This is a genomic window from Shewanella pealeana ATCC 700345 (assembly GCF_000018285.1).
In the GTDB taxonomy this organism is placed as follows: domain Bacteria; phylum Pseudomonadota; class Gammaproteobacteria; order Enterobacterales; family Shewanellaceae; genus Shewanella; species Shewanella pealeana.
In genome coordinates this window covers 3,202,452-3,225,239 of record NC_009901.1, presented here as the reverse complement: position 1 = coordinate 3,225,239, position 22,788 = coordinate 3,202,452, and the positions used below count along the sequence as shown (strand labels likewise).

Sequence of the window (22,788 nt, the reverse complement as noted above, 5' to 3'; positions counted from 1 at the left end):
TATGACTAAAATCAATACAATTGCTGCAGCTCTAATACTTTGTTTAGGTGGAAGCGTTGCAGTCGCGCCTGTCGCATATGCGGCAGAGAAATGCCCGATTGAAAAGCGTAAATCGAAAGCTGTTGGTCAGAGTGCTTCTAAAAAAGTGCAAAGATCTTTCGAGGCTTACACTGAAGGCAATCTTGACGAAGCTATTTCGATTCTGTTAGAAGCTAATGCCAGGAGCGATTTCGACAAAGCTTATATCGCCCGTATGTTAGGTAACTTTTATGCGGAAAAAGGACAGATGGGTACCGCGGTTAAGTACCTAAAGTCTGCGATTGATGCTGATATTCTTGGTGGTGTTGATCACGCTCAAACTCTACGGCTCTACGCTGACCTCCTGATTGGAGAGAAGAAGTTTAAAGAGTCTATCCCGATGTATTACAAGTGGATGGAGTTTACCTGTAAAGAAGATGCACAAGTCTATAAGCGTATAGCTATTGCACATTCTGAGCAAAAAGAGTGGGATAAGGTCCTTAAAGTTGCAGATAAAGGCCTAGCCATTTCTGAAAAGCCTGATAAGACTTTATATCAGGTGAAACTAACAGCGTACTACAACCAGAAGAAATACAAAGACTCTGTTAAAGTTCTAGAAATAATGGTGCCATTATTTCCGGAAGATAAGCGTCTTTGGGTTCAGTTAGCTCAGTTCTATCTTTTGACCGGTGATAATAGTAAGTCGCTTGCTACATACGACTTAGCTTATAAGAATGGTTTTTTAGAGACAGCGGGTAATATTACTCGATTGTCACAGCTTCTTGCGGCAGATGGCTCGCCGTACTACGCTGCTAAAATTATGACTAAGCATATGAAATCGGGCTTGATCAAAGAAGACGAGAAAACCCTGACTTCACTCGCTGGTTTTTACCAAAATGCTAAGGAGATGAAACAAGCTGCTCAGACATATGGTAAAGCTGCTGCGATAAACAACAGTGGTAAATTGTACCTCAGACAAGGCCGTATTTTAGCGTTGGATGGACAGCATAAGTCTGCTGTTACCGTGCTGAAAAAGTCTCTTGATGCAGGTATAAAAAACCCTGGCGAAGCTCAGTTTGAACTGGCATTAGCTTATCTTAATCTTAAGCAGTACAAGTCAGCATATAAGTATGCCAAACTTGCTGCTAATGATAAGAAAACAGCGCGTTCAGCTAAGAGTTATATCTCTTACATTAAAGAAAAGGCTCGCGTACATAACGTAGCCCTATAATTTTGTAAGTTGAAAAAAGCCCCTTTTTAGGGGCTTTTTTATGCTTTGAATTTGAGCTAACGATACTTTGTCGTTACAGGGGACAGAGATGAATAAGTCTATGTTCAACTGTTTGCGGCAAACGCATTTGATCTGTGTGTTGCTCCACTGCCTCAAATAGTGTTTCAAGGTGAAGGTCTCTATTTGGACTACAAATACAGCCACCAAGTTCATAGGCTATTTCACCGTGATGTTGCTTTTTAAGGTTATGATTAAATTCGTTGATAGTTTGCTCTAATCTATCGATAACCACATGAGCACCATCTTCATCAACTTCAAATATACCCAGTGCGAATGCCTGATTATCGAGCCTTGCAAGTAGATCTGTAGATCGCAATAGTGCTTGTTGTACTTGCTTCATGAATAATTCTAACAATTGTGGTTGAGAAATAGTTTCATGAATGTGTGGGCATAGATACAATAAGGCGAGACTTTTGTGGTCACGTATATGGCGATGCCATTCACGATTAAAGACTTCCATAAAATAGGTTTGGTTATAGACACCTGTTTCAGGATCCCTAAAGCCAGAGTTGCTGAATGAATAGATCATTAAAGGCTCCTTATTTGGTTTAAGTATAGAAAAAATAGAAGACTAACAATAAAGAAAAGGAATAATAAAATGAGGAAGGCGGTTCTTGCGTTGTCAATTGGCGCAATTTTAGGGTTAGCTGGCTGTGGTGAAAATGATGCAAAGCAAACACAGGCACAAGAGCAAACGAGCCAAATAGCAGCTAACGAGGCTGGTCAAGAGCAGTCAGCAGAGCAGGCTTACCTGTTATTAGTGGACAACTACTTTAACGATTTATTGAAGCTAGAACCTATCTACGCCACTTTTGTTGGTGTTAATGACTATAACGACCAATTTGGTGATGGCTTATCACATGCTTATTTAACTGAGCGTCATCAACTTAATACTCGATACTTAAAAGAGGTCAAAAAAATTGATCGTGACCAGTTGTCAAATGAGTTAAAGCTTAGCTACGACATGTTTAATTATGATCGCAATGTTGCCTTGGCTGATGAGACATTCCCTAATCACTTTATGCCGATGAACCAGTTTTATAGCACTGTTATCAGCATGGTACAGCTTGGCAGCGGTGAAAGTGCTCAGCCGTTTAACACCGTGGAAGACTACCGTAACTGGGAAAAGCGTTTGCTGGGATTTATTGACTGGCTTAAGCTCGCCCAAGTTCGAATGAATGAAGGCATCGAGAGCAAAGTCGTGTTACCGCGTGTGCTTGTTGAACGCATTATTCCTCAGCTGAGTGCGCAGTTAGTCGATAACGTAGACGATAGCTTATTCTATACCCCGATCACCCTAATGCCTGAGTCTTTTTCAGATACTGACAAGCAGGCCATCACTGCAGAATACACTAAGCTAATTGGTGAGCAGTTGATACCTGAGCTGACTTCATTACGTAATTACTTCCAGAATACTTATATCAAGTCGTCTCGTGCGACTGACGGTTGGTGGGGCCTTCCAAACGGTAAAGTTTGGTATCAACATCTGGCTAACTCACATACGACAACGACTATGCCAGTAGATGAAATCCATAAGGTCGGTTTAGATGAAGTTGCTCGAATTTTATCCGAAATGGATAAGGTGCGTGTACAAGTTGACTTTGAAGGAGACTTGAACGCATTTTTTGCATCATTATCTTCTGAGCCGCAGTACTTCTTTACAGAGCGTCAAGGCTTAATTGATGGCTATATGGAGCTCAAAGAGCAAATCAATGTTCAGATGCCTAAGTACTTCAACGTCATGCCTAAAGCTGATTATGTGGTTAAGCCAGTAGAGAGCTTTAGAGAGCAATCGGCGGCAGGCGCATCTTATGATGCACCTGCAGTAGATGGTTCACGTCCTGGTGTATTCTATATTAATACCTATAACCTGAAAGCGCAGCCTAAATGGGGCATGACCACTTTATCCCTGCATGAAGCCGCTCCTGGTCATCACTTCCAAATTGCGATTAAACAAGAGTTAACCGGTGTCCCAGAGTTTCAACGCTTTGGCGGCTACACGGCATTTGAAGAGGGTTGGGGACTCTATGCTGAGTACTTAGGTATTGAGATGGGGCTGTTTAACGATCCCTATCAATACTTTGGTAAGCTTTCTGATGAGATGCTACGTGCAATGCGCTTAGTGGTGGATACTGGTCTGCATGCTAAAGGTTGGACGCGTGAGCAAGCGATTCAGTATATGAAAGATAACTCGCCAATGGCGGAGTCAGACATCATCGCAGAAGTTGAGCGTTATATGGCTATTCCTGGTCAAGCATTAAGCTATAAAGTTGGCCAATTACAGATCTTAGCGCTGCGAGCAAAGTCGGAGCAGGAGCTTGGCGATAAGTTTGACTTAAAAGCCTTTCACGATCAGATCCTAACTTCGGGTTCGCTGCCGATGGAAGTGATGGAGCTAAAAGTGAACGATTGGATTGCTTCACAAAAGTAAGATAACCAATCTGTAATAACCCAGCTGGGATGTACCGTATTTGCAAGTCGTTTGACTATAAATAATGGTATATACTGGCTGGGTTTTATTTTGCCTAAAATTGGCAATATCATTTAATTTATGGAGTTAAATCATGGTACAAGCGACAGCAAGACACCTACTCGTAGATACAGAAGCACAATGTCTAGAACTTAAGCAACAGATCTTAGATGGTGCTGACTTTGGTGATGTAGCAAAAGCTAACTCTTCTTGCCCATCTTCAGCTCAAGGCGGTGACCTTGGTTCTTTTGGTCCTGGCATGATGGTTAAAGAGTTTGACGAAGTCGTTTTCAGTGCGCCATTGAACGAAGTTCAAGGGCCAGTTAAAACTCAGTTCGGTTATCACCTTCTAGAAGTAACAAGCAGAGGTTAATCTGCTGTTATTTCAAGTGTAAGAGGGGAACAACATGCTCGAACTGTATACCGATAGACTCAGGTTAAGAAGTGTTATTTCAAGTGATTGGGATAATTTTTTATATACTCACTCAAGTGAACAGCTTAATGAGTTTGTACGAAAACCTCAGGCCGAATCGGTTATACGACAAAAGTTCGAGCGTGTTTTAGCAAACCGCGATTTTAGTGAAGGCGAGTGGTTACTCACTATTATCGAGGATGTGCATACACAAGACTTTATCGGTTTTATTGGCTTGCAAAATAGCGATGCTGAAATGGGGCAGATGCAAGTTGGCTATATGATCCATCCCAAGGCCCATGGGCAAGGTTTTGCCAGTGAAAGCCTGCAAGCTATTATTGATTGGGCTTGTTTATCTTTTAAGCCACATAAGTTTATCGCCTACTGTATAGAGCAAAATATTGCTTCAACCAAAGTACTGGAAAAGTGTGGCTTTGTACGTGAAGGTTTATTGCGAGAAAACTGCAAAATAGGCGAACAATGGTTTGATGACTGCCTTTATGGGCTTTTGGCTGCACAAAGGTGTTAGAAACCATGCACTCGCATGATAAATTGAGTGCTATAATGGCGTCAGTTCTAGTTATTTAAGGCGAAATACAGTGAGTGCAGATACTCCAACGCTGACACTAAAGTCAGGCGAAGAATACATCGAATTATACAAAGTATTGAAAGTCCAAGGAATGATGAGTGCAGGTGGCGAAGCCAAGCACGTTATTTCTGAAGGGCAAGTGACCGTTAACGGTGAAGTTGAAACACGCAAGCGCAAGAAAGTGATTGCTGGTGAAGTGGTTAGTTTTAACGGCGAAAGCGTTAAAATTATTGCTGAGTAACTAAGAAGAGAGGATAGACATGCAGTTTCCAGATGATGACAATGGCAAAATGCTTGAAGCGATGGCTGATGCCGGTATCGACTTATCAGCAGCTCTCGATGTTGATTTCTTCTTAGTTTTTGAAGATCAGCGCGATGCAGAGTCTGCACTTGAAGAGCTAGGTAAGTCAGATCTTGAAGGAGAAATCGAACTTCTTCTAAATGATGAGTCTGGTAAGTGGGAACTAATCGTTTGTTTAAATATGGTGCCGGAATACGACACTATTGTTGAACAAGAGATTAGTTTGCATGAGTTTGCCCAAGAGTTCGGTGGTGTTACCGACGGTTGGGGTGTGATGCAGCATCAAGAAGGCGATGATGATTTCGCTGACGACGCACATGAGTGTGGCGACGACTGTAAGCACTAAAATAAGCTAAAAATCTTTTCAAAATAAGCCACTTATATTAGTGGCTTTTTTGTGCCCAAAAGTTAAGAATACGGATAGTCCTTATATGTATCAATTGCCACCGAAGGAGAAAAGAATGGCAAGAATGATAAGTTTTGGAACACCGGTTAACGATGCCGAACGTTGGGCATTCTCCCTGTTAGCTGACGAGCTTCCAGAAGACTATATCCTACTGACAAATGTTGAAATTCCTACAAAATCGGGTCAGGCCATGGAGGTTGATGCGCTCGTGATAGGCGAGTGGGGCGTCTATGTTGTCGATGTTAAAGGCTACATTGGCAGACTTGATGCTGGCATGCATGCTTGGTCCCTCGATGGCCGCGAAGTGGATAACAGCCTTGCTAAGGCAAACTATGTTGCTCGTGTTTTAGCGGGTAACGTCAAGCATAAAATTCCTGTTGGGGTTTATGCACCTTGGTGCCAAGGTATGGTGTTTGTGACTGGCCGTAAAGGCGAGGAGATTGAACTCGAAAAGCAGCAAGGCTCGCTGAGTATCTACACACCAAAGCAAATTGTCGAGGCGTTAACTACCGAGTGGGGACTCACAGCGCCTAGAAAGCACCAAGTGACCGACACTCAAAAAGAGTTGGTATTAGAAACCATTGGTCAGGTTGCCATTGTCGAGAAACGTAACAATAAGATCCAAGACTTCACCAAACTCAAGTGCCTGTTTATTCAAAGTGGCCTAGAGGTCTGGCAGGCTGAATACAACCCTGGTGAGTGGACCGCACCTTGGCTATTAAAAGTGCTTATCCCCACTCAATTTGCCGATAGCGACCAATCCGAGGCTCATGAGGCACAGCTGAGAAGTGAATTCTTACGTCTGCAGTCTTTGTCAGGCTGTTGCGGTGTTCCCTATTGTGCGCCCCTTATCCAAGACGGTGAGCAGCTAGTTCTCCCGATTCGTATGCCTCGAGGAGTACCTTTGAATGTACTCGATTCGAAGCAGATGACCACTTATCAGTTACTTGAAGTGTTGCGCCGAAGCGTCACTGGATTGCAGCAGATCCATCGCCGTGGTTTTACGGTTGGTGGCTGGACGAGCAACTGTATCTTTGTTTCCGATATGGGCGATGTCGAGTTTATTGATATCAAAGATAATGTCAGTAGCAGTGATGATATTAAGGCTTATGCACAAGGTTTCCTCGCCATTGCCGAGCAAACTCAACAGCCGCGTATTTATCAGTGGTATCGTGAGGCTGTTGCGGGCAGCACTACAGATTTAGACGCATTGCGCAGTGATTTATCTGCATTAATCGATCACGGTGTATGTGATACCGTCCCTGAAAAAATTGAAATCTGCGCCGGCGCAATCATTGACCATCACTTTAAGCTTGAGCAATTTATTGCAGCCAAAGAAACCAGCCAGTTCTGGCGCGCGACTCACCTACAGGGCCAATATCAATGTGGCGTATCAATATACAGTAAAGTTGAAGCTAACTGGCCGATGCTGAGTAGTATTTATCGGACGCTAGCAAAAGTTTATCACCCTCATATTGAAAAAGTATTAGCATTTGGTCAGCTACCACAAAGTGATAACCTGTTTATTGCTCGTGCTTGGGAATATGGTGAATCAATTGACGAAGTCAAAGAGATCAAACTTGGCCAACCGTTGATGTGGTTTACTCAGTTACTCACTGGCCTACAATACATGCATCAAATGGATATTTATCATGGTGCTATTTGCCCTAAAAATATCATCTGTAATCCCAATAAAGCCATTTTAGTCAACTTTGGCATTGGGCTAGATATTGCCGCCAGTCATTACGCTTGCCAATATGCCGATCCAACCCTTTGGGAGGTTGAGGGAGAAGCCGAGCGTGATCTATATGGTTTAGTTGCCAGCTTTATCGATGCTATGGCGCCAGAGAGCTTAAAAGGCAATTTGTGCCAAGCGGGCATTATCAACGCTCTAGAAGCTTTTGATAGAGAGTGGTTTGGTGAAAAGCTTTATGATGTGTGTCATAAGGTGCTTAACTTTGACTTAAGCGTTCATGCAGGTATGAACTACTTAGAGATGTTCGATTTAGCCGAAAACGACGTTATCTAATGTGGCTTAAGCAGAGAGTTAGTCATCACTAACGCTATTGCTGCCTATATGGGCTAAATAGTTCGAGTAGCCAGTCGATAAAAGATTGCACTTTTAACGGCAGGTTACTCGATTTTGGTGTCAATAAGTAATAGCGATAAGGGCTGGTGAAATCTGCATTGAATGGGATCACCAGTCTGCCCATTTTAAGCTCATCCTCAATAAAGAAGCGCGGGATCAGTGCTACGCCCATACCACTTACAGCCGCCTGGCTGAGCATATAAAAATGCTCTACACCAAACTTTTTTTCCGTCGTTAGCTCAAGCCCAACACTCTTGGCCCATAACTGCCATAGCCCCGGCCTTGTCGTGTGCTGTAATAAGGTCATGGTGTTTACGTCTTCAAGGTTTTTAAGATTACAGGCGAGATCAGGCGAGCACACCAGACAGAGATCCTCATCCATTAAGGTTATTACATTGGCCGCTTTTGGCACTGTGGTACTGCTTCGAATGGCGATATCGTAATTAACACTGTTAAAGTCAACTTCAAAGTCACCAATGGATAAGTCGACATACAGATGAGGATAGCGCGACTTAAACTCTTCCATTCTAGGTATTAGCCAGCTAATCGTTAAGCTGGGTAATACATTAATCGCCAAGGTTTGAGTCCTCAGAGGTTGAGTGACCAAGTCGCTAGTGGCGTTGTTAATCGTATGCAGCGCTGCTTTGATATTAATAAAGTAGCGCTCGCCCTCATCGGTGAGTTTAAGGCTACGATGTTGCCTAATAAACAGCGGCATACCCACGAACTCTTCCAATAACTTTACCTGCTTGCTGATGGCTCCATGGGTGACAAAGAGTTCTTTACCAGCAAGGGTAAAGCTCATCAGCCTAGCCGATGCTTCAAAGGCTCTAAGTGCATTTAATGGCGGAAGGTGTGAGTACATTGGTTTAACCTTAAGTTGTTCTTACGTGAGAAAAGCTCACTCATGGCGAACAATAACTCCTTTGAGTTTTAACTGCAAACAACGTCTAATAGCGACACTTAAATTATTTGTTATTGAATCATGACTCTAGATCTGACTTTTGAACTTATCGCTCTGCTGTTTTTTGTTGCTATGTTGGCAGGTTTTATCGACGCGATTGCAGGTGGAGGCGGATTACTGACGATACCAGCGCTGATGTGGGCAGGGCTGCCACCAACGGTGGCATTGGCGACCAATAAGCTACAAGCCTGTGGTGGTAGCTTTTTTGCGAGCTTTTATTTTGTGCGTAAAGGCATGGTGAAGCTCAGCGATATGAAGCTCAGTATTGCTTGTGCCTTTGTTGGTGCTGCATTGGGCACCATAGCAGTGCAGATGATAGATCCCGCTTTCTTAGAAGTGTTCTTACCTTTCTTGATGCTCGCCATCGGTGGCTATTTTCTATTTTCAAAAAAAATCAGTGAAGAAGATAAACTGCAAGTACTCACTCCCGGCGTGTTTGCCTTTACTGCAGCATTAGCCGTGGGCTTTTATGATGGCTTCTTTGGGCCGGGCACAGGTAGTTTCTTTGCATTGGCCTTTGTGTCACTGGCCGGTTATGGCCTTGCTAAAGCCACTGCGCATGCCAAAATCTTAAACTTTTCAACCAATATCGCTTCGCTTATTTTCTTTGCCATTGGCGGTAAAGTCTTTTGGATGCTAGGTGGGGTGATGTTGATAGGGCAGGCGATTGGCGCTACGCTAGGCTCGAGATTAGTGTTAACCAAGGGCACTAAAATTATCAGACCGTTAGTGGTTGTGATGTCTATTGCCATGAGCGTTAAGCTATTATCAAGCCAGTACGACCTGTTTGCTTGGTTTTAATCGAGATCTTCAAGGATGACTATTTTAAAAAATCACTCGAGTATTTGGCTATTGTTTTATCTTCTGTTATCAGCTGTAGCTGTTATGCCTATAATGGCCTCAGCAGCCTATGAAGAGCAGTCTGACTGGCAGGCACACTTTGACAAGTATCATGCCAAGGGGACGATAGTCGTACTTGATAAACGTGATGCAACGGCTAAAGCTATGGTCCTAGATAACCAGCGAGCGCATAAACGTTATTCGCCGGCGTCGACATTCAAAATTCCCCATAGTCTGTTTGCCCTAGACTCGAATTTAGTAAAAGACGAGTTTCAAGTCTTTAACTGGGATGGTATTGAACGCAGTTACTCACCGCACAATCAAGATCAGAACCTACGCTCTGCCATGCGAAGTTCTGCTGTTTGGGTTTATGATGAATTTGCTAAGCAGTTAGGTGAGAGTAAGGCTCAGAATTATTTATCGCTCATCGATTACGGTAATGCGGATCCGAGCTTTGAGCATTCAAGTACTGACGGTAGCAGTTACTGGATTGACGGTAAGCTGGCGATTTCAGCCGCGGAGCAAGTTGAATTCCTACAAAAGCTGTATCGAAATCAATTGCCATTTGAATTGGCAGCTCAGCTCTTAGTCAAAGATATTATGATTGTTGAAGCGGGAAGAGATTGGATTTTACGGGCAAAAACAGGCTGGCAGGGGCAACATGGCTGGTGGGTCGGTTGGGTTGAGTGGCCAACAGGACCGGTGTTTTTTGCACTTAATATCGATACGCCAAATAGAATGCAAGATCTCTATAAGCGAGAGGCTATCGTACGAGAAGTGCTGCAATCAATCGATGCTCTACCTGCTGGGCAGTAATCCCTTTACTAACTCACTTTTTTTCAGCCCTAAACCACCTACTTAGAAGGCGGATTCTTTGCTTAGGCTAGCTCCTTAAAATTAAAAGCCCCTTAGTGCTAACTAAGGGGCTTTTTTACTTAAGCTGTCTTTAACTTGAGTCTGTGGTTTCGGCTTAAGAGCCGTCTAGATTAATTAATGTAATCGATAGTTTCCGGCTTAACCTTAGGCTCTGGAAGATCTAAAGACTTCACATAGCCAATACCATCGGCTGTGATGCCGCCTTGATAGTCACGGCTACCATCTGCAGTGATAACTGAGACTTCACTTGGATTCCAAGCTTCAAAGAATGGGGTTAGATCATATCCCGATACCGCTGAAGTACAGGCCATAAGCAAATCACCCTGACTAAGACCGTTAGCATTTTGAGCCGAACAAGATGAGTTGTTGTTATTTCTCGCTTCATGATGCATCAGTTTGAACATGTTCCAGCCTTCATCTTCACCATAGTAAGATGGGATAGTTTGGCCTTTAAAGTGGTCTGCAATCTTGAAGTGCTCTTGTGCCCAAACTTTTAATTGAGCGAACATCACCAAGCGAGAGCCTGCATTGCCGTGGCTCCATACATGGCCTTCATCACGACTTATCATCATAGGGGCTTTCTGGATATCGGTTTTAACCCGATCCATTTGGCCATCACCATTATCGCGAAGATCTTGCATATAAAGGGCTAACAGGTTGTTGGCGACTTCAGTCGCGCCCTTCACATTGAAAGGCGCAGCGGCAAGGTTATGACCGATTTCATGCCACAATAACCAATCATTATCCGGGATAGTTGGGATGCTATTAGCATCACGGTTATAGGTCGTGCTCATCACAGGGTAACCAGAATGGGCTGCACCAATAGAGATTTGTACGTCGTTAACAAAGCGATGGCTGTGCTCAGGCAATAACTTGCCCGTAAAGCGCATATTACCGTCGCTGTTGTCTCTTGCGTGGAAATCACTGGCCTTTTCTGCAAAGTCATTCATGCCACTGGCAAACGCTTGAATATCTGTATCGGTAACATTGTTAACCGGAGTGGTGTAAACAAACTGACCTGTAACCACTTCAGCCAAAGGCACCTCTTGGTTAACAGGATTTTGCCATTGGCCGTTTTTCCATAGAGATGCTTCCAATACGCCGCTAAAGTTAAATTCAACCCTATTGGCTGTATCTGTACTTGCAGGCTTTATGTAAATTAGGCCGCCATATGGCGCAATAATCTCAGTGGTAGACCCCGCCTTATGACTCCATGACTTCTGTACACGAGAAGGGCGCTTTAACGACAACTCATGCTCATGTTTACCCGTTACATCATCAACAAGGGCAACAGTAATGGTGGCGTCGTGATTACCGCTAACGGTGACAACACTACGTTTAACCGCCCACAATCCAGTTGATTGCATGTTGTTTGCAGTCCCCACCACTGCATTGTTGAAGGTTTCAATTTGCACGCTGGCATTGCTTCCTTCAGCGGCAGTGTTTCCTGGGTACATTTCGGTGTCGACACTGATGTCGTTATCCCAATATGAACGGCCAAGCATGATGCGAGTCAGTGGCTTTTCTTGGTAGTTCAATGGATAGCTAGGGTTAAGCTCACCACTTGAAGTTAGCATGCCGTACTTTAATAACTTTTCTCTCGTATCAGCGGCGCAGGCATTGTCTGGCTGATGCACGTCAGAGGTATAACAGTTTAAGAACTCAGTGGCTTTTTTAAAGCCTAACTCATCCTGAACTTCAGAGTTATAGCTGTATTGTTCATCATTCCAAAACCAAATAGAGAGGTTGTCATAGGTTTGGTTTAGCTCATTTAACGATAAACGGCTGCCTTCTTTACCTTGACTGCGATAGTAGATTTCATGCTGGTACAGTTTTTCAACATTACCGCCAAGATTTGCAGCCTTGACCATGGTGTTAACCACGTCTGGACTTATCTCGTAACGAGTGAATCTCGGTCTGTAGTATCGACTTCCCGTTGCTAAGCCATGGCCTTTACGGGTTTCAATACAGCCAATCTCATAATCATAACTTGCGTCAGTACACTCTTTAACTTTCGGGAAGGCGGCTTTGATTTTGGCGACGGCTTCTAGGCGTTCCGCTTCTGTTTTGACGCTGTAAAATGCAAAATTATCTTGCTCACTACCATCTTCAGCGGTGGTTTTGAACTGAGCAATACCAAACTCTGGCTTATCGATTGGAGACGGGAAGTTCACAGTGCCGTCTTGGTTAACCACAAACTTGGACATATCATCGAACTTTTCATAAGTCACAAGTGTGTCGGTAAAGCTAGCACGGGCATTAGGATAGGGTGCTTGGCAGTAATAGCTTTCACCACAATATGCTTGGCGAGTTCGAGCAAGGTTAGCCCCACCTAAAGCAATACCGGCGGTATCGGCAAGGCGTGCGATAGGCTCAGGGTTAAGTTGCTCGATACCGTCCATAAACAAAACGTTACCGCCAGCATTGATATACTTAATTAATGCTGTTACGTCTGCCGTTGTGAGTTTAGGTTGAGCGATGTCTGCAAGTACTTTTACACTCATACCATCGCCAAATAAGCCTGTTTCATAGGCCTGCAGTATTAGCACTGGCGTTGTTTTAGGATCTAGGCCAGCATAACTGCCAGATGAAAGCGGCTCCACGTTGAGCTTATAAGACCCATGGACAAAAAAGTCATAAGTTTGATTGTTATTGACGTTTGACTGCCACACTTTATCTATGTTTGAACCCACATTAATTGTAGTTTTACCGTTGTCATAGCCAGGGGTAAACCAAGTGAACATATTCATAAAGAAGGTCGGCATACTGCCGTTGTCTTTACCTGCCTCTTCGCCGCCGGCCCAGTAGTTTTCAGGTTTGCTGAGAATATTTGGGTACATGCTGTTACCCATAAATACCACTTTCCCTAGTCCTATCTCACCCGCTGTGATGACAGGCAAATTATAAGTTGCCGTGTCAGTGCCAACTCGCTCTGGACGCTTAAGAATGACATCAGAACTGGCATCGATCGTTTTTGCATCTGTGACATAAGGGAAGCCGTCGTCACGACGATAGGCTTGCTCTGATCCAAATGGTAGCCAGTAGTTAACGTCATTGCGTGGCATTAATACCGGGAATGCGGTGTTAGAGGTGTTCATAGAACGCATAAAACGTGCATAGCCCACTTCGCCATAAAAAGATGAGTTATCGTGAAATACGTGGAATTGGTCAACGTCTTTATACAGCTGCTGCAAGCTATTAGTTACATAACCCGCTTTTTGCAGAAGTGGCGTTGCTTGCTGGCTAAACCTAGTCGGACTTAAGTTCAACTCAGCGTCAATGATCAGCGCGAGACCAGTGTTAAATTGCGCGTTAAATTCGTTAGGAACAAAGTAACCACTTGACTCAATTTCTGCGCCATTTGGTAGATTAAGATTGATGATCTCATTAATCACGTTTGGATATTGACCAAACACTCTGTGGACATTTTCGTCAAAAGAAACGCTGTCTGTGGTGTGGGTGGCGTAACGTTCGATGAGTGCCGAAATGTTTTGTTTTACAATTTCATTTTCTGAACCATCAGACAGTTTGTACTCGATTTGATTACCTTTGACTGAGCTGAAGGTAAAGGTATCGAGTCCGAAAGTAATGGTTTCGCCCCATACATAAGACACGATACCGCTAGCGTCTGTAATTCCTCGTGAAGACTTAGTGTAGTAATTCACACCTGCAATGGGCTTGCCTTGGTTGTCGGTTAATACACTTTCTGACTCTACTCGCGCGTCTTCACTTGGTTTATAGGTGTAAGCATCTTCTGCCGAGGCAGACACAAAGTCAGCATTAATGTCGGGCTTTGTTCCAGCTGAGACTTCTGGGGTTAAGCTGCTATCAACGTGAGAGCTTGGTGCTTTATCGATTTCATCAGTTTCTTCCGCTGCGGGTGGATTTAAAAATGCATTAATATCTGCAGCATTGCCGTTTGAAAATAGCGGTGATACATCAAAGCTGTCTATTTCATCAAGACAGATCTCATCGGCAAGTGCTGGGCAAGTGCTGACCTTACTCATGACTTTGGCAGCATCGGTCACGCTAATGGCATGTGCCCAATCATCTTTGATCTCTAGGGCCATTGCATTATGGCTGTCTCGTGTCCAGCCATCCGGTAATGGAATATCTTTATTTAATAACTCTAAAGAACCGTAAGTACAGCTGACGTTATCGCCATCTTTAAAGGTAAAGCTTCCACCATGGCCTAAGGCTTGGCCGTTACAACTGATATGGCCAGATAACTTTTTGCCACTTAACAATAAACTGCCCTGATAAGTTTTTTTAGCAGGGATAAGGTCTGTTGGCGGTATGCTAGGTTCTACAGGTGTCGATGGTGCATCTGTGTAATCGCCACAGCCTGCCAATAAATTGCTGATGACTACAGCAAGTATTAGTTTTTTCATTTTATGATCTCATGACAAAAAGCAAAGTTGCTTTCTCTAAAATCTATCCGGAGTTAGATCTTAGAGAAGATGGTTTGCGATTTGCTCGGGTGTTAACACTAGGTTTTGAAAGTTAAGAGATAGCGTCATCGATTAACTATATAGGCGACAGCAAAGTTAAAGAGTTAAGGGCGGAGCCGATATTTATACAAAATAAGCCGATTATTATCTCAATAAAAATGTAAAAAACATAATTTTAATTAAGCTAAGTGCCTAATTAATAGGAGAAGATATATTTGTATGAATTTTATCTAGCTAGACAAGTAAGCGATGACTCAGGTTTCTAGTCAGATCTAGTTCTGACTAGAAACCTGAGCAATCGCTTATCGGTATTTAATGGGGAGGAAGTTTACAAAGTTAGCTGTATGGTTTTAAAGCTCTATGGTTTTAAAGTTCTGTGTAGGCCTTGGCGACTTCTTCGCTGATAATCGCGATGCCAGCACGCATTTTGGCTTCATCTTGCACATAGTTCATGCGTAAGCACTGATGCGCATGCTCCCAATCTTGCTCTAATCCAAAGAAAAAATACTCGCCCGGTACAATTAATACGCCACGGGCTTTCAGCCTGTTATAAAGCTCCATGGTGGTGATAGGTAATTTATCAAACCAAAGCCAGAGGAACATCGCGCCTTCGGGTTTGTGAATTCTGAATCGGCTATCGCTAATAGATTGCTGCAGTAATGACACGGCAAACTCAGACTTTTGCTGATAAAAAGGCTTGATAACATTTTCGCTTAAATGCAGCAGGTCGCCCGACTCAATCATGTGTTTAGCTATGGCGGGGCCAAATCCCCCTGGTGCTAGGCTGATGATAGCATTGAGGTTAGAAAGTGCTGCCGTGATCTCTTCGCTCGCGATCACTATGCCGCAGCGCACACCGGGTAGGCCAAGTTTAGATAGGCTCATACACAAGATGGTGTTGCTGTTCCAAAATGGTGTCACTTCCTCAAAAATGATATTGGGAAATGGCGTGCCGTAGGCATTGTCTATGATGAGAGGGACGCCCTTTGCACGTGCTAACTCGTCGAGTTTACTGATTTCTGCATCGGTGAGCACGTTACCAGTGGGGTTCGTTGGTCGAGACACACAGATTGCGGCAATCGAGTCATCGATTTGCAACTGCTCGAAATCTACATGGTACTTAAACATGCGATTATCTAGCATCTCAATATCGGGGCGGTAAGAGACAAAAATGTCATCATCTAGACCCGCATCGTTGTAGCCAATGTATTCGGGGGCAAGGGGCAGTAAGATTTTCTTTATGCAGCCATCGCTTTGTTCACCCGCGAGTAGATTAAACAAGTTGAAAAACGCACTCTGGCTGCCATTACTTAGGCTGATGTTTTTCTCGCTGATCTCCCAGCCATAAGTATCACGTAGTAAAGTCGCTAGAGCCGTTAAGAAGGCGTCTTTTCCTTGAGGGCCGTCATAATTGCTTAATGCCGCGACGAGTTCGCCATTGGCTAGCATATCTGCCGTCGCCTGATGAAAGTAATCTTGCATGGCTGGAATAGAAGCGGGGTTGCCTCCGCCAAGCATAATTGCGCCTGGAGTGCGCAATCCTTCATTGAGATCATCCATTAACTGGGTAATGCCGGAATAACGATTAAATTTTTCACCAAACTTTGAAAACTGCATGCTATCTAGTACCACAATTACTTAAGTACGCCTGTAGTAACAATACTCAGTGAAAAACGCACCCCCTTTTTGATTTTTTAGTGATTAATTTGGCATTCATCATGTTTTATTGTGGAAATCGTAAGTTTTTTGTTCACTTGCTCAGTTTTAATCAAACGAGCATAGCGTTTATGAGCCGCGATAGCTGGGCAAAACCGCAGTTAGTGTGCAGCGTTGAAGTGACCTATTGTTAAATCGGCTTAGTTTTCTTACTATCTGCTTTATCAAACGGTAACTTACCGCGCTCAGTCTTAGCAGATAGTCTTAATTGACGCGCAGCCGTCCCCTCATTGTTAAACGAGAAAGCATGAAATTTATCCATACATCTGACTGGCATATTGGCAGACAGCTTCATAACCAGAGTCTGCTCGATGATCAGTGCTTTGTTCTCAATCAAATAATCGAACTCGCGACAGAGCATAACGTCGATGCGGTGGTTGTCGCTGGCGATATCTATGACAGATCGGTTCCGCCAGCGAATGCGGTCGCCCTATTAGATGACGTGGTTAACCGTCTGGTAAACGAGTTAAAAATCCCGCTTATCATGATTGCCGGTAATCATGACGGTCACGAACGTCTCGGTTTTGCCTCAAGACAGATGAATGACAGCGGCCTGCATATCGTAGGGCCGTTAACACAGGAGGTGAGGGCTATTGAGCTTAAAGGTAAACAGGGGAGTGCCATGTTTTATGGTCTACCTTATGCCGATCCAGCCACAGTGCGTCAGGTGTTTGATTGTGAGGCTAGCACTCACGAAGAGGCGATGGCAAAACTGCTTGAACAGGTTGAACTGCACGACAGTAAAGGCTTACCAAAAGTCGTTGTCAGTCACTGTTTTCTCGATGGCGGCAGTGAGTCTGAGTCTGAGCGTCCGCTGAGTATCGGCGGCGCAGATAAGATCTCACCAAAATTGTTCACACCTTTTAACTATACGGCGTTAGGGCATTTGCACGGCCCGCAATATAAAGGCGCTGAGCATGTGAGATATTCGGGTTCGCTGCTTAAATACTCCTTCAGTGAACAGCATCAGAACAAGTCAGTCACCTTGGTTGAATTAGACTGTGACGGCAAAGCAACCTTTGAGTTATTGCCTTTGAAAGCCGTGCGAGATGTACGCATTATCGAAGGTGAGTTGGCTCAATTACTCGAACAGGGCAAAACGGATCTGAACCGTGAAGATTACCTGATGGTGAGACTCAGTGATAAAACGGCCATCTTAGATGCCATGGGTAAACTGAGAAGTGTGTACCCGAATGTACTGCATCTAGAGCGGACAGGCTTGATGAGTGACAAGAGTAAGGTTGAGCTAAGCCGAGATCATATTAAGAAGGGCGAATTAGACATGTTTACTGACTTCTTTGCGCAAGTATCGGGCGAGCCTATGACAGAGGCGCAGCAACAAGCCATGATCACTGCAATCGATGAATTACACAAAGCGGAGCGCACATCATGAGACCGCTTACTCTAGAAATGTCTGCGTTCGGCCCATTTGCATCGACGCAAATAACCGACTTTTCAGCGCTAGGCTCTAATCCGCTGTTTTTGATCAACGGCCCAACCGGAGCGGGTAAAACCACGCTATTAGATGGCATCTGTTTTGCGCTATATGGCAAGACCACGGGCGATGAGCGTGAAGGCAGCCAGATGCGCTGTGACTTAGCCGCTGACAGCCTACTCACCGAAGTGACCTTCAGTTTTGCACTGGGCGATAAGCAGTACCGTATTCGACGGGTACCAGAGCAGCAGCGAGCTAAAAAGAGTGGCGATGGTTATACGGTGCAAAAACCAGAAGCGCAGCTATACCGTATCGATAGCGATGGCAGCGAGCACTTGCTGGTGGCGAGTAAAGTTTCAGAGGCCACAGCTGAAATAGAGAGCCTGACAGGCCTTGATGCGGATCAGTTTCGTCAGGTGATGGTGCTGCCACAGGGCAAGTTCCGCGAACTATTAATGGCGGACTCAAAAGACAGAGAGAAGATTTTTAGTCAGCTATTTCAGACGCAAATCTATCGTAAAATTGAAGACAAATTAAAGTTCCAAGCATCTGCAATTAAGGCGGAAGTGCGCGATCACCGTAACAAGCGTGACGGCATGTTAGCCAACATTAGTCTTGAATCGGATGATGAACTGACACAAGAGCTCACAGAGCTTGAGCCTGAGCTTAACGCTGCAGCGGCATTAAAACAGCAAAGCCAGCAGGCGCTGATTGAGGCCAACAAGCAGTTTGAGTCGGCTAAGACATTAACTAATGACTTTGAGGCGTTAGATAAGCTTAAGCAAACCGCTGTATTACTAGATGATAAAAAGAAAGCCATCACCCAGCAGCAAGTAAGACTTGAGAGCGGCCAAAAAGCACTGCAACTTAAACCTGTGCTTGATGTGTCACTTGCCCGTGACGCAGAAGTGGCACAGGCCCAAGGCGCATGCGTTAATGCACAAGCGGCGAAAGAGCATAGCTCACAAGCGTTATCGCTTAGCCAGGCTCAATTTGAAGCGCTACCTGAGCAAGAGCAAAAGCTGCAACATGCACAAAGTGAGCTACAGCAATTAAGCAAATTAGAACCTCAGCTAAAAGGGCTCGACGCGCTTCAAAATAACGTTAATCAAGCTTGCTTGCAGCTAGAGCAAGCCAAAGAGAAAGGCATTAACGAGAAAGGCCAGTTAGATGCGCTGCAAGTGCAAAAACAACAAGCCGAGCAGCAGTTACCACAATTAGAGCAATTTGCAGCTGAGCAAGTTAATGCCCAACAAGCATTGAGCGCCCAAACCGATTTGATAGAGCGTTATCAGCTTTGGCAACAAGCGAGTATCGATGCGAGCCATACCGAGCAGGCTTTAACACTGGCAAAAGAGAAGGGCGGCCAGTTACGCACCCGCTTTAATGAGGCGCAAACTCAGCATCGACAGTTACAGCTTATTTGGCATCGGGGCCAAGCGGCCAGTTTAGCCTTACAGCTAAGCCCAGGTTCGCCATGCCCGGTATGCGGCAGCGGTGAACATCCAAACCCTGCACAAAGCGCTGAGCAATTACCAACAGAAGAGCAGCTGCAACAAGCACTGCAAGCTGAAGAGTCGGCTAATGAGTCGCTAAACCAAGCGCGGGCGGAATACTCAAGCCTTAATACTAAGCATCAAGAGCAGTTAAAGCGCGCGGCTGAGCTATTGCAAAAAATTGGTGATGCCAGTCAGCAAACATTTGAAAACCTTCAATCAGACTTGTTGCAACGACAACAACAGCTTAAGCAGGCGAATGCTGCTGCCGAGCAATTAACTCAGTTAAGAGGGCAACTGCAACAGTGGCAAACTAAAGAAAGAGCGCTACAAACTCAACTCGATAGTGAGCGAGAGCATTTTTCTGAACAACAAAGCTTGCTGGCGGAGCTGCAAGGTCAGTTTAAGCATGCATCAACGGCCATTCCTGAGCAATATCGTAGCCTTGATGCCTTAAATGCTGCAATTGAGCAAGTTAATGGGCAAATTGCAGCTATGCAGCAAGTGATTAATTCGACCCGCCAAAACCATAGTCAGGCAGCCGAATTAGACGCGTCTAACTCTTCGGCCTTAACTGCTGCGCAGTCGAGTCTGACGCAAGCGAAAGAGCGCAGTGAAAAAGCGTTAACGGAATTAACGACTCAACTGTTAAGTGCAGGCTTTAGTGATCAGCAAGCCCTCGCTCAGGCCTTGTTATCTAATGACGAACTTAAAGCGATAAGCGAAGAGATTAGTCACTATCAGCAAGCGTGCACTGCAAATGACACCAGATTGACCGAACTACATGAAAAGTTAGCAGAGCGAGTGAAACCTGAGCTAGATACGCTCGTAGCCGAGCTTAATGCTCTTCAAACACAGCAGCAAGCGGCTGAAAATACATGGCAAACTCTGCAGACTCGAGTCACTCAATTAAGCCAAACCCAAAAGCTGCTTAAAGAGGCCGATGCTAAAGCCAAGAAACTCGAAGATGAGTATGGCGTGATAGGGACCCTATCTGAGGTCGCCAATGGTCAAACGGGCAATAAAATCAGCTTACAGCGTTTTGTGCTTAGTGTGCTGCTTGATGACGTATTGCTTGAGGCGAGTCATCGTCTGCAATTGATGAGTAAAGGCCGCTATCGTTTGTTACGTAAAGAAGAGCGAGCTAAGGGTAACAAGGCGTCAGGGCTTGAGTTAGAAGTTGAAGATGCCTACACCTCTAAGGTGCGCCCAGTTGCGACACTCAGTGGTGGTGAAAGCTTTATGGCGGCCCTGTCTATGGCACTAGGTTTATCCGATGTGGTGCAGGCTTATGCTGGTGGTATTAAGCTCGACACGCTATTTATTGATGAGGGTTTTGGCAGTTTAGATCAAGACTCACTCGATCTCGCTATTCGGACCTTGATGGATCTGCAATCTTCCGGTCGTATGATCGGGGTGATCTCCCATGTGTCAGAGATGAAGGAGCAGATAGGAACCCGTATCGATATCAATAAGACCGCAGTGGGGAGTGAGGTGAGCATAGTACTGCCTTAATTCATTTTCGCGTTAAAGCTAATTAATCCTATTGTGTCTGTTTGTTTATTAAACAAATACAATGGGATAATTTTTTTAGTCTACAAGTTATCTTGGGTTCGTCAGTAATTTGTGCAGTGGATCAGTTTGTAAATTGAATTATTTTTGATATAACTTGGCATCAAACCTCGTTTTACAGGGGGTTTATCGTCAAATAGATAATCATAATAATGAAAGTCGAGGCATAGGTTGCACCCAAGTAAATTTTCCTTTTCAAATGTGTCTAAAAATCGCTTCGCGGGGATCCCTTCTTTCCATCGCAAAGTTCTTTTAGGTTCAGTATTGATCATTGGCGCGGCCGTATTGATGCCAAGCCGTCATGAACTATTACCGCAGCGGATCCCAGTTCAACTTGATATCGATTCTATTCTTTCTCAAACCGTGTCCGTTCCCAGTACAGAATTGCTAGAGCCAAAGCCCGCATTTCAAAAAGAGATCGTCAAAGGCGATACTTTAAGTGGCTTATTCGAGCAAGGCGGCGTCGATCAGCAGACCATGTACCGCGTACTCGAAGCTGACTTAAATGTGTTGGCATTAGATACACTAAGACCGGGCAACAAGATCCAGTTCTGGCTTAATGATGCAGGTGAACTGCAAAAGCTAACGCTCTACTTTAACGCCGCAAGGCAGGTGATTTTTACTCGCTTCGATGATGGTTCATTCAATGTTGATGAAATTAATATTGACGGTATTTGGCGAGACCGTGCTATCTCTGGTCAAATTCACGGCTCTTTCTATGTTTCGGCAAAGAAAATGGGCCTTAATGCCGCAGAGATCCAGCGTGTAGAATCATTATTAAAAGAGAAGCTTAATTTCGCCCGCGATCTTCGCGCTGGCGACAAGTTTTCGGTTTTGATGAACGATCAGTTTATCGATGGTGAAGCGACGGGAAACAGTCATGTACTCGGAGTCACTATCGACAGAGGTTCCAGTAGTATCAATGCCTATCAACATAGCGATGGTAATTTCTATGACGAAAAAGGCCAGAGCTTAGCGCGCGCATTTCAGCGAATTCCATTGATGAAGAACTACCGTATTAGCTCTCGATTCAACCCGAATCGTCATCACCCTGTGACAGGCAGAAATTCACCTCATAACGGCACTGACTTTGCCATTCCTATCGGCACTAAAATTGTGGCGCCAGGTGATGGTATCGTGTCTTTGGTTACCAATCATCGTTTTGCGGGTAAGTATGTGGTGATTGAGCACGGTAACAAGTACCGTACTCGTTACTTGCATCTATCTAAGTTCCTTGTCCATAAAGGCCAGCGAGTCTCGCGCGGCCAAGTTATTGGACTGTCGGGTAATACAGGTCGTGTTACAGGCCCACACCTGCATTATGAGTTCCATATCAATGGTCGCCCAGTAGATTCGATGAAAGCCAAAATACCTATGGCGAGTAAACTTTCTTCAAAAGAGATGGCGGAGTTTAGCCAGATTGTGAAAGTGAGAAAGATGATGATGGGCATTGCTTAATGCTCAATTACTGGACCTGTAAAGTCCAGTAAAGCGAGTCCTGCCCAGAAATAGATAAAAGCCATCAAATGATGGCTTTTTGTTTGTGAGTAAGAGTAAATTTATTTTTGGACAAAATCTATTCACCACGAAGGTCACAGAGGACACGAAGAAAAGCTACAGTTCGCAGTAAGCTCAGATGTCGTTACTTCAGTGGGACGCTATAAAGCCGTCCTTAGCCGCTCTGCGGTTTCCAATAACCTCCCTGTTAAACAGCCAGTTCGGCATCCATGCCTCTCGTTCGAAAGCTTGATAACTTCGCTATCTCTCACCATGTCATGGACGGTCACGGCCGTATCTACACCACAATAGGAAAGCACAATTTTTGACATTGGAAGTTATGGCTGTCCTATCTTTTACTTATC

Annotated in this window: 16 protein-coding genes; 12 read left to right on the top strand and 4 right to left on the bottom strand. The window is 44.5% G+C overall.

Going from position 1 to position 22,788, the window contains the following annotated elements; all coding sequences use genetic code 11:
* Position 1: 1 nt before the first annotated feature.
* Positions 2-1,249, top strand: a complete 1,248-nt coding sequence (locus tag SPEA_RS14020) for a tetratricopeptide repeat protein (RefSeq protein WP_012155873.1) — start codon at positions 2-4, stop codon at positions 1,247-1,249.
* A gap of 73 nt (positions 1,250-1,322) precedes the next feature.
* Here the strand turns inward: SPEA_RS14020 and SPEA_RS14015 are convergent, their stop codons facing one another.
* Positions 1,323-1,838: a diguanylate cyclase domain-containing protein gene (locus SPEA_RS14015; protein ID WP_012155872.1), complete on the bottom strand. Its 516-nt coding sequence runs from the start codon at positions 1,836-1,838 to the stop codon at positions 1,323-1,325.
* Between the two features lie 69 nt (positions 1,839-1,907).
* On the opposite strand from SPEA_RS14015, the gene SPEA_RS14010 reads away from it, so the two are divergent.
* The 6 genes from SPEA_RS14010 (at position 1,908) to SPEA_RS13985 (ending at position 7,516) form a co-directional block, all read left to right on the top strand.
* Positions 1,908-3,740 (top strand): DUF885 domain-containing protein, encoded by a 1,833-nt coding sequence (locus SPEA_RS14010; protein WP_012155871.1) that lies wholly within the window; start codon positions 1,908-1,910, stop codon positions 3,738-3,740.
* 133 nt (positions 3,741-3,873) lie between these two features.
* Complete coding sequence (locus SPEA_RS14005) at positions 3,874-4,152, top strand: peptidylprolyl isomerase (protein ID WP_012155870.1); 279 nt, start codon at positions 3,874-3,876, stop codon at positions 4,150-4,152.
* A gap of 34 nt (positions 4,153-4,186) precedes the next feature.
* On the top strand, positions 4,187-4,720 hold the full coding sequence (locus SPEA_RS14000) for a GNAT family N-acetyltransferase (RefSeq protein WP_012155869.1): 534 nt from the start codon (positions 4,187-4,189) through the stop codon (positions 4,718-4,720).
* A 70-nt stretch (positions 4,721-4,790) separates the two neighbouring features.
* Complete coding sequence (locus SPEA_RS13995) at positions 4,791-5,021, top strand: RNA-binding S4 domain-containing protein (RefSeq protein WP_012155868.1); 231 nt, start codon at positions 4,791-4,793, stop codon at positions 5,019-5,021.
* 19 nt (positions 5,022-5,040) lie between these two features.
* Entirely contained in the window at positions 5,041-5,427 is a 387-nt protein-coding gene (locus tag SPEA_RS13990) for a ribonuclease E inhibitor RraB (RefSeq protein ID WP_012155867.1), read from the top strand.
* A gap of 115 nt (positions 5,428-5,542) precedes the next feature.
* Positions 5,543-7,516 (top strand): NERD domain-containing protein kinase family protein, encoded by a 1,974-nt coding sequence (locus SPEA_RS13985; protein ID WP_012155866.1) that lies wholly within the window; start codon positions 5,543-5,545, stop codon positions 7,514-7,516.
* Positions 7,517-7,550: 34 nt separating this feature from the next.
* Here SPEA_RS13985 and gcvA read toward each other — a convergent pair whose 3' ends face one another.
* The gene (gene gcvA / locus SPEA_RS13980) at positions 7,551-8,441 is read right to left on the bottom strand and encodes a transcriptional regulator GcvA (protein ID WP_012155865.1); all 891 of its coding nucleotides are present in this window, start codon (positions 8,439-8,441) and stop codon (positions 7,551-7,553) included.
* 120 nt (positions 8,442-8,561) lie between these two features.
* On the opposite strand from gcvA, the gene SPEA_RS13975 reads away from it, so the two are divergent.
* Positions 8,562-9,341: a TSUP family transporter gene (locus tag SPEA_RS13975; RefSeq protein WP_012155864.1), complete on the top strand. Its 780-nt coding sequence runs from the start codon at positions 8,562-8,564 to the stop codon at positions 9,339-9,341.
* Positions 9,342-9,425: 84 nt separating this feature from the next.
* Positions 9,426-10,196, top strand: a complete 771-nt coding sequence (blaOXA, locus tag SPEA_RS13970) for a class D beta-lactamase (protein ID WP_150102233.1) — start codon at positions 9,426-9,428, stop codon at positions 10,194-10,196.
* 170 nt (positions 10,197-10,366) lie between these two features.
* Here blaOXA and SPEA_RS13965 read toward each other — a convergent pair whose 3' ends face one another.
* Both SPEA_RS13965 and SPEA_RS13960 read right to left on the bottom strand, forming a co-directional pair.
* Positions 10,367-14,647, bottom strand: a complete 4,281-nt coding sequence (locus tag SPEA_RS13965; protein ID WP_012155862.1) for an SslE/AcfD family lipoprotein zinc metalloprotease — start codon at positions 14,645-14,647, stop codon at positions 10,367-10,369.
* Between the two features lie 426 nt (positions 14,648-15,073).
* Positions 15,074-16,324, bottom strand: a complete 1,251-nt coding sequence (locus SPEA_RS13960; protein ID WP_012155861.1) for a valine--pyruvate transaminase — start codon at positions 16,322-16,324, stop codon at positions 15,074-15,076.
* 346 nt (positions 16,325-16,670) lie between these two features.
* On the opposite strand from SPEA_RS13960, the gene SPEA_RS13955 reads away from it, so the two are divergent.
* The 3 genes from SPEA_RS13955 (at position 16,671) to SPEA_RS13945 (ending at position 22,384) form a co-directional block, all read left to right on the top strand.
* Positions 16,671-17,816, top strand: coding sequence for an exonuclease SbcCD subunit D (locus SPEA_RS13955; protein WP_012155860.1), 1,146 nt, complete (start codon positions 16,671-16,673; stop codon positions 17,814-17,816).
* Positions 17,813-20,869: an AAA family ATPase gene (locus tag SPEA_RS13950; protein WP_012155859.1), complete on the top strand. Its 3,057-nt coding sequence runs from the start codon at positions 17,813-17,815 to the stop codon at positions 20,867-20,869. Before SPEA_RS13955 ends, SPEA_RS13950 begins: the two co-directional genes overlap by 4 nt.
* Before the next feature lie 228 nt (positions 20,870-21,097).
* On the top strand, positions 21,098-22,384 hold the full coding sequence (locus SPEA_RS13945) for a peptidoglycan DD-metalloendopeptidase family protein (RefSeq protein WP_190272072.1): 1,287 nt from the start codon (positions 21,098-21,100) through the stop codon (positions 22,382-22,384).
* Positions 22,385-22,788 lie beyond the last annotated feature (404 nt).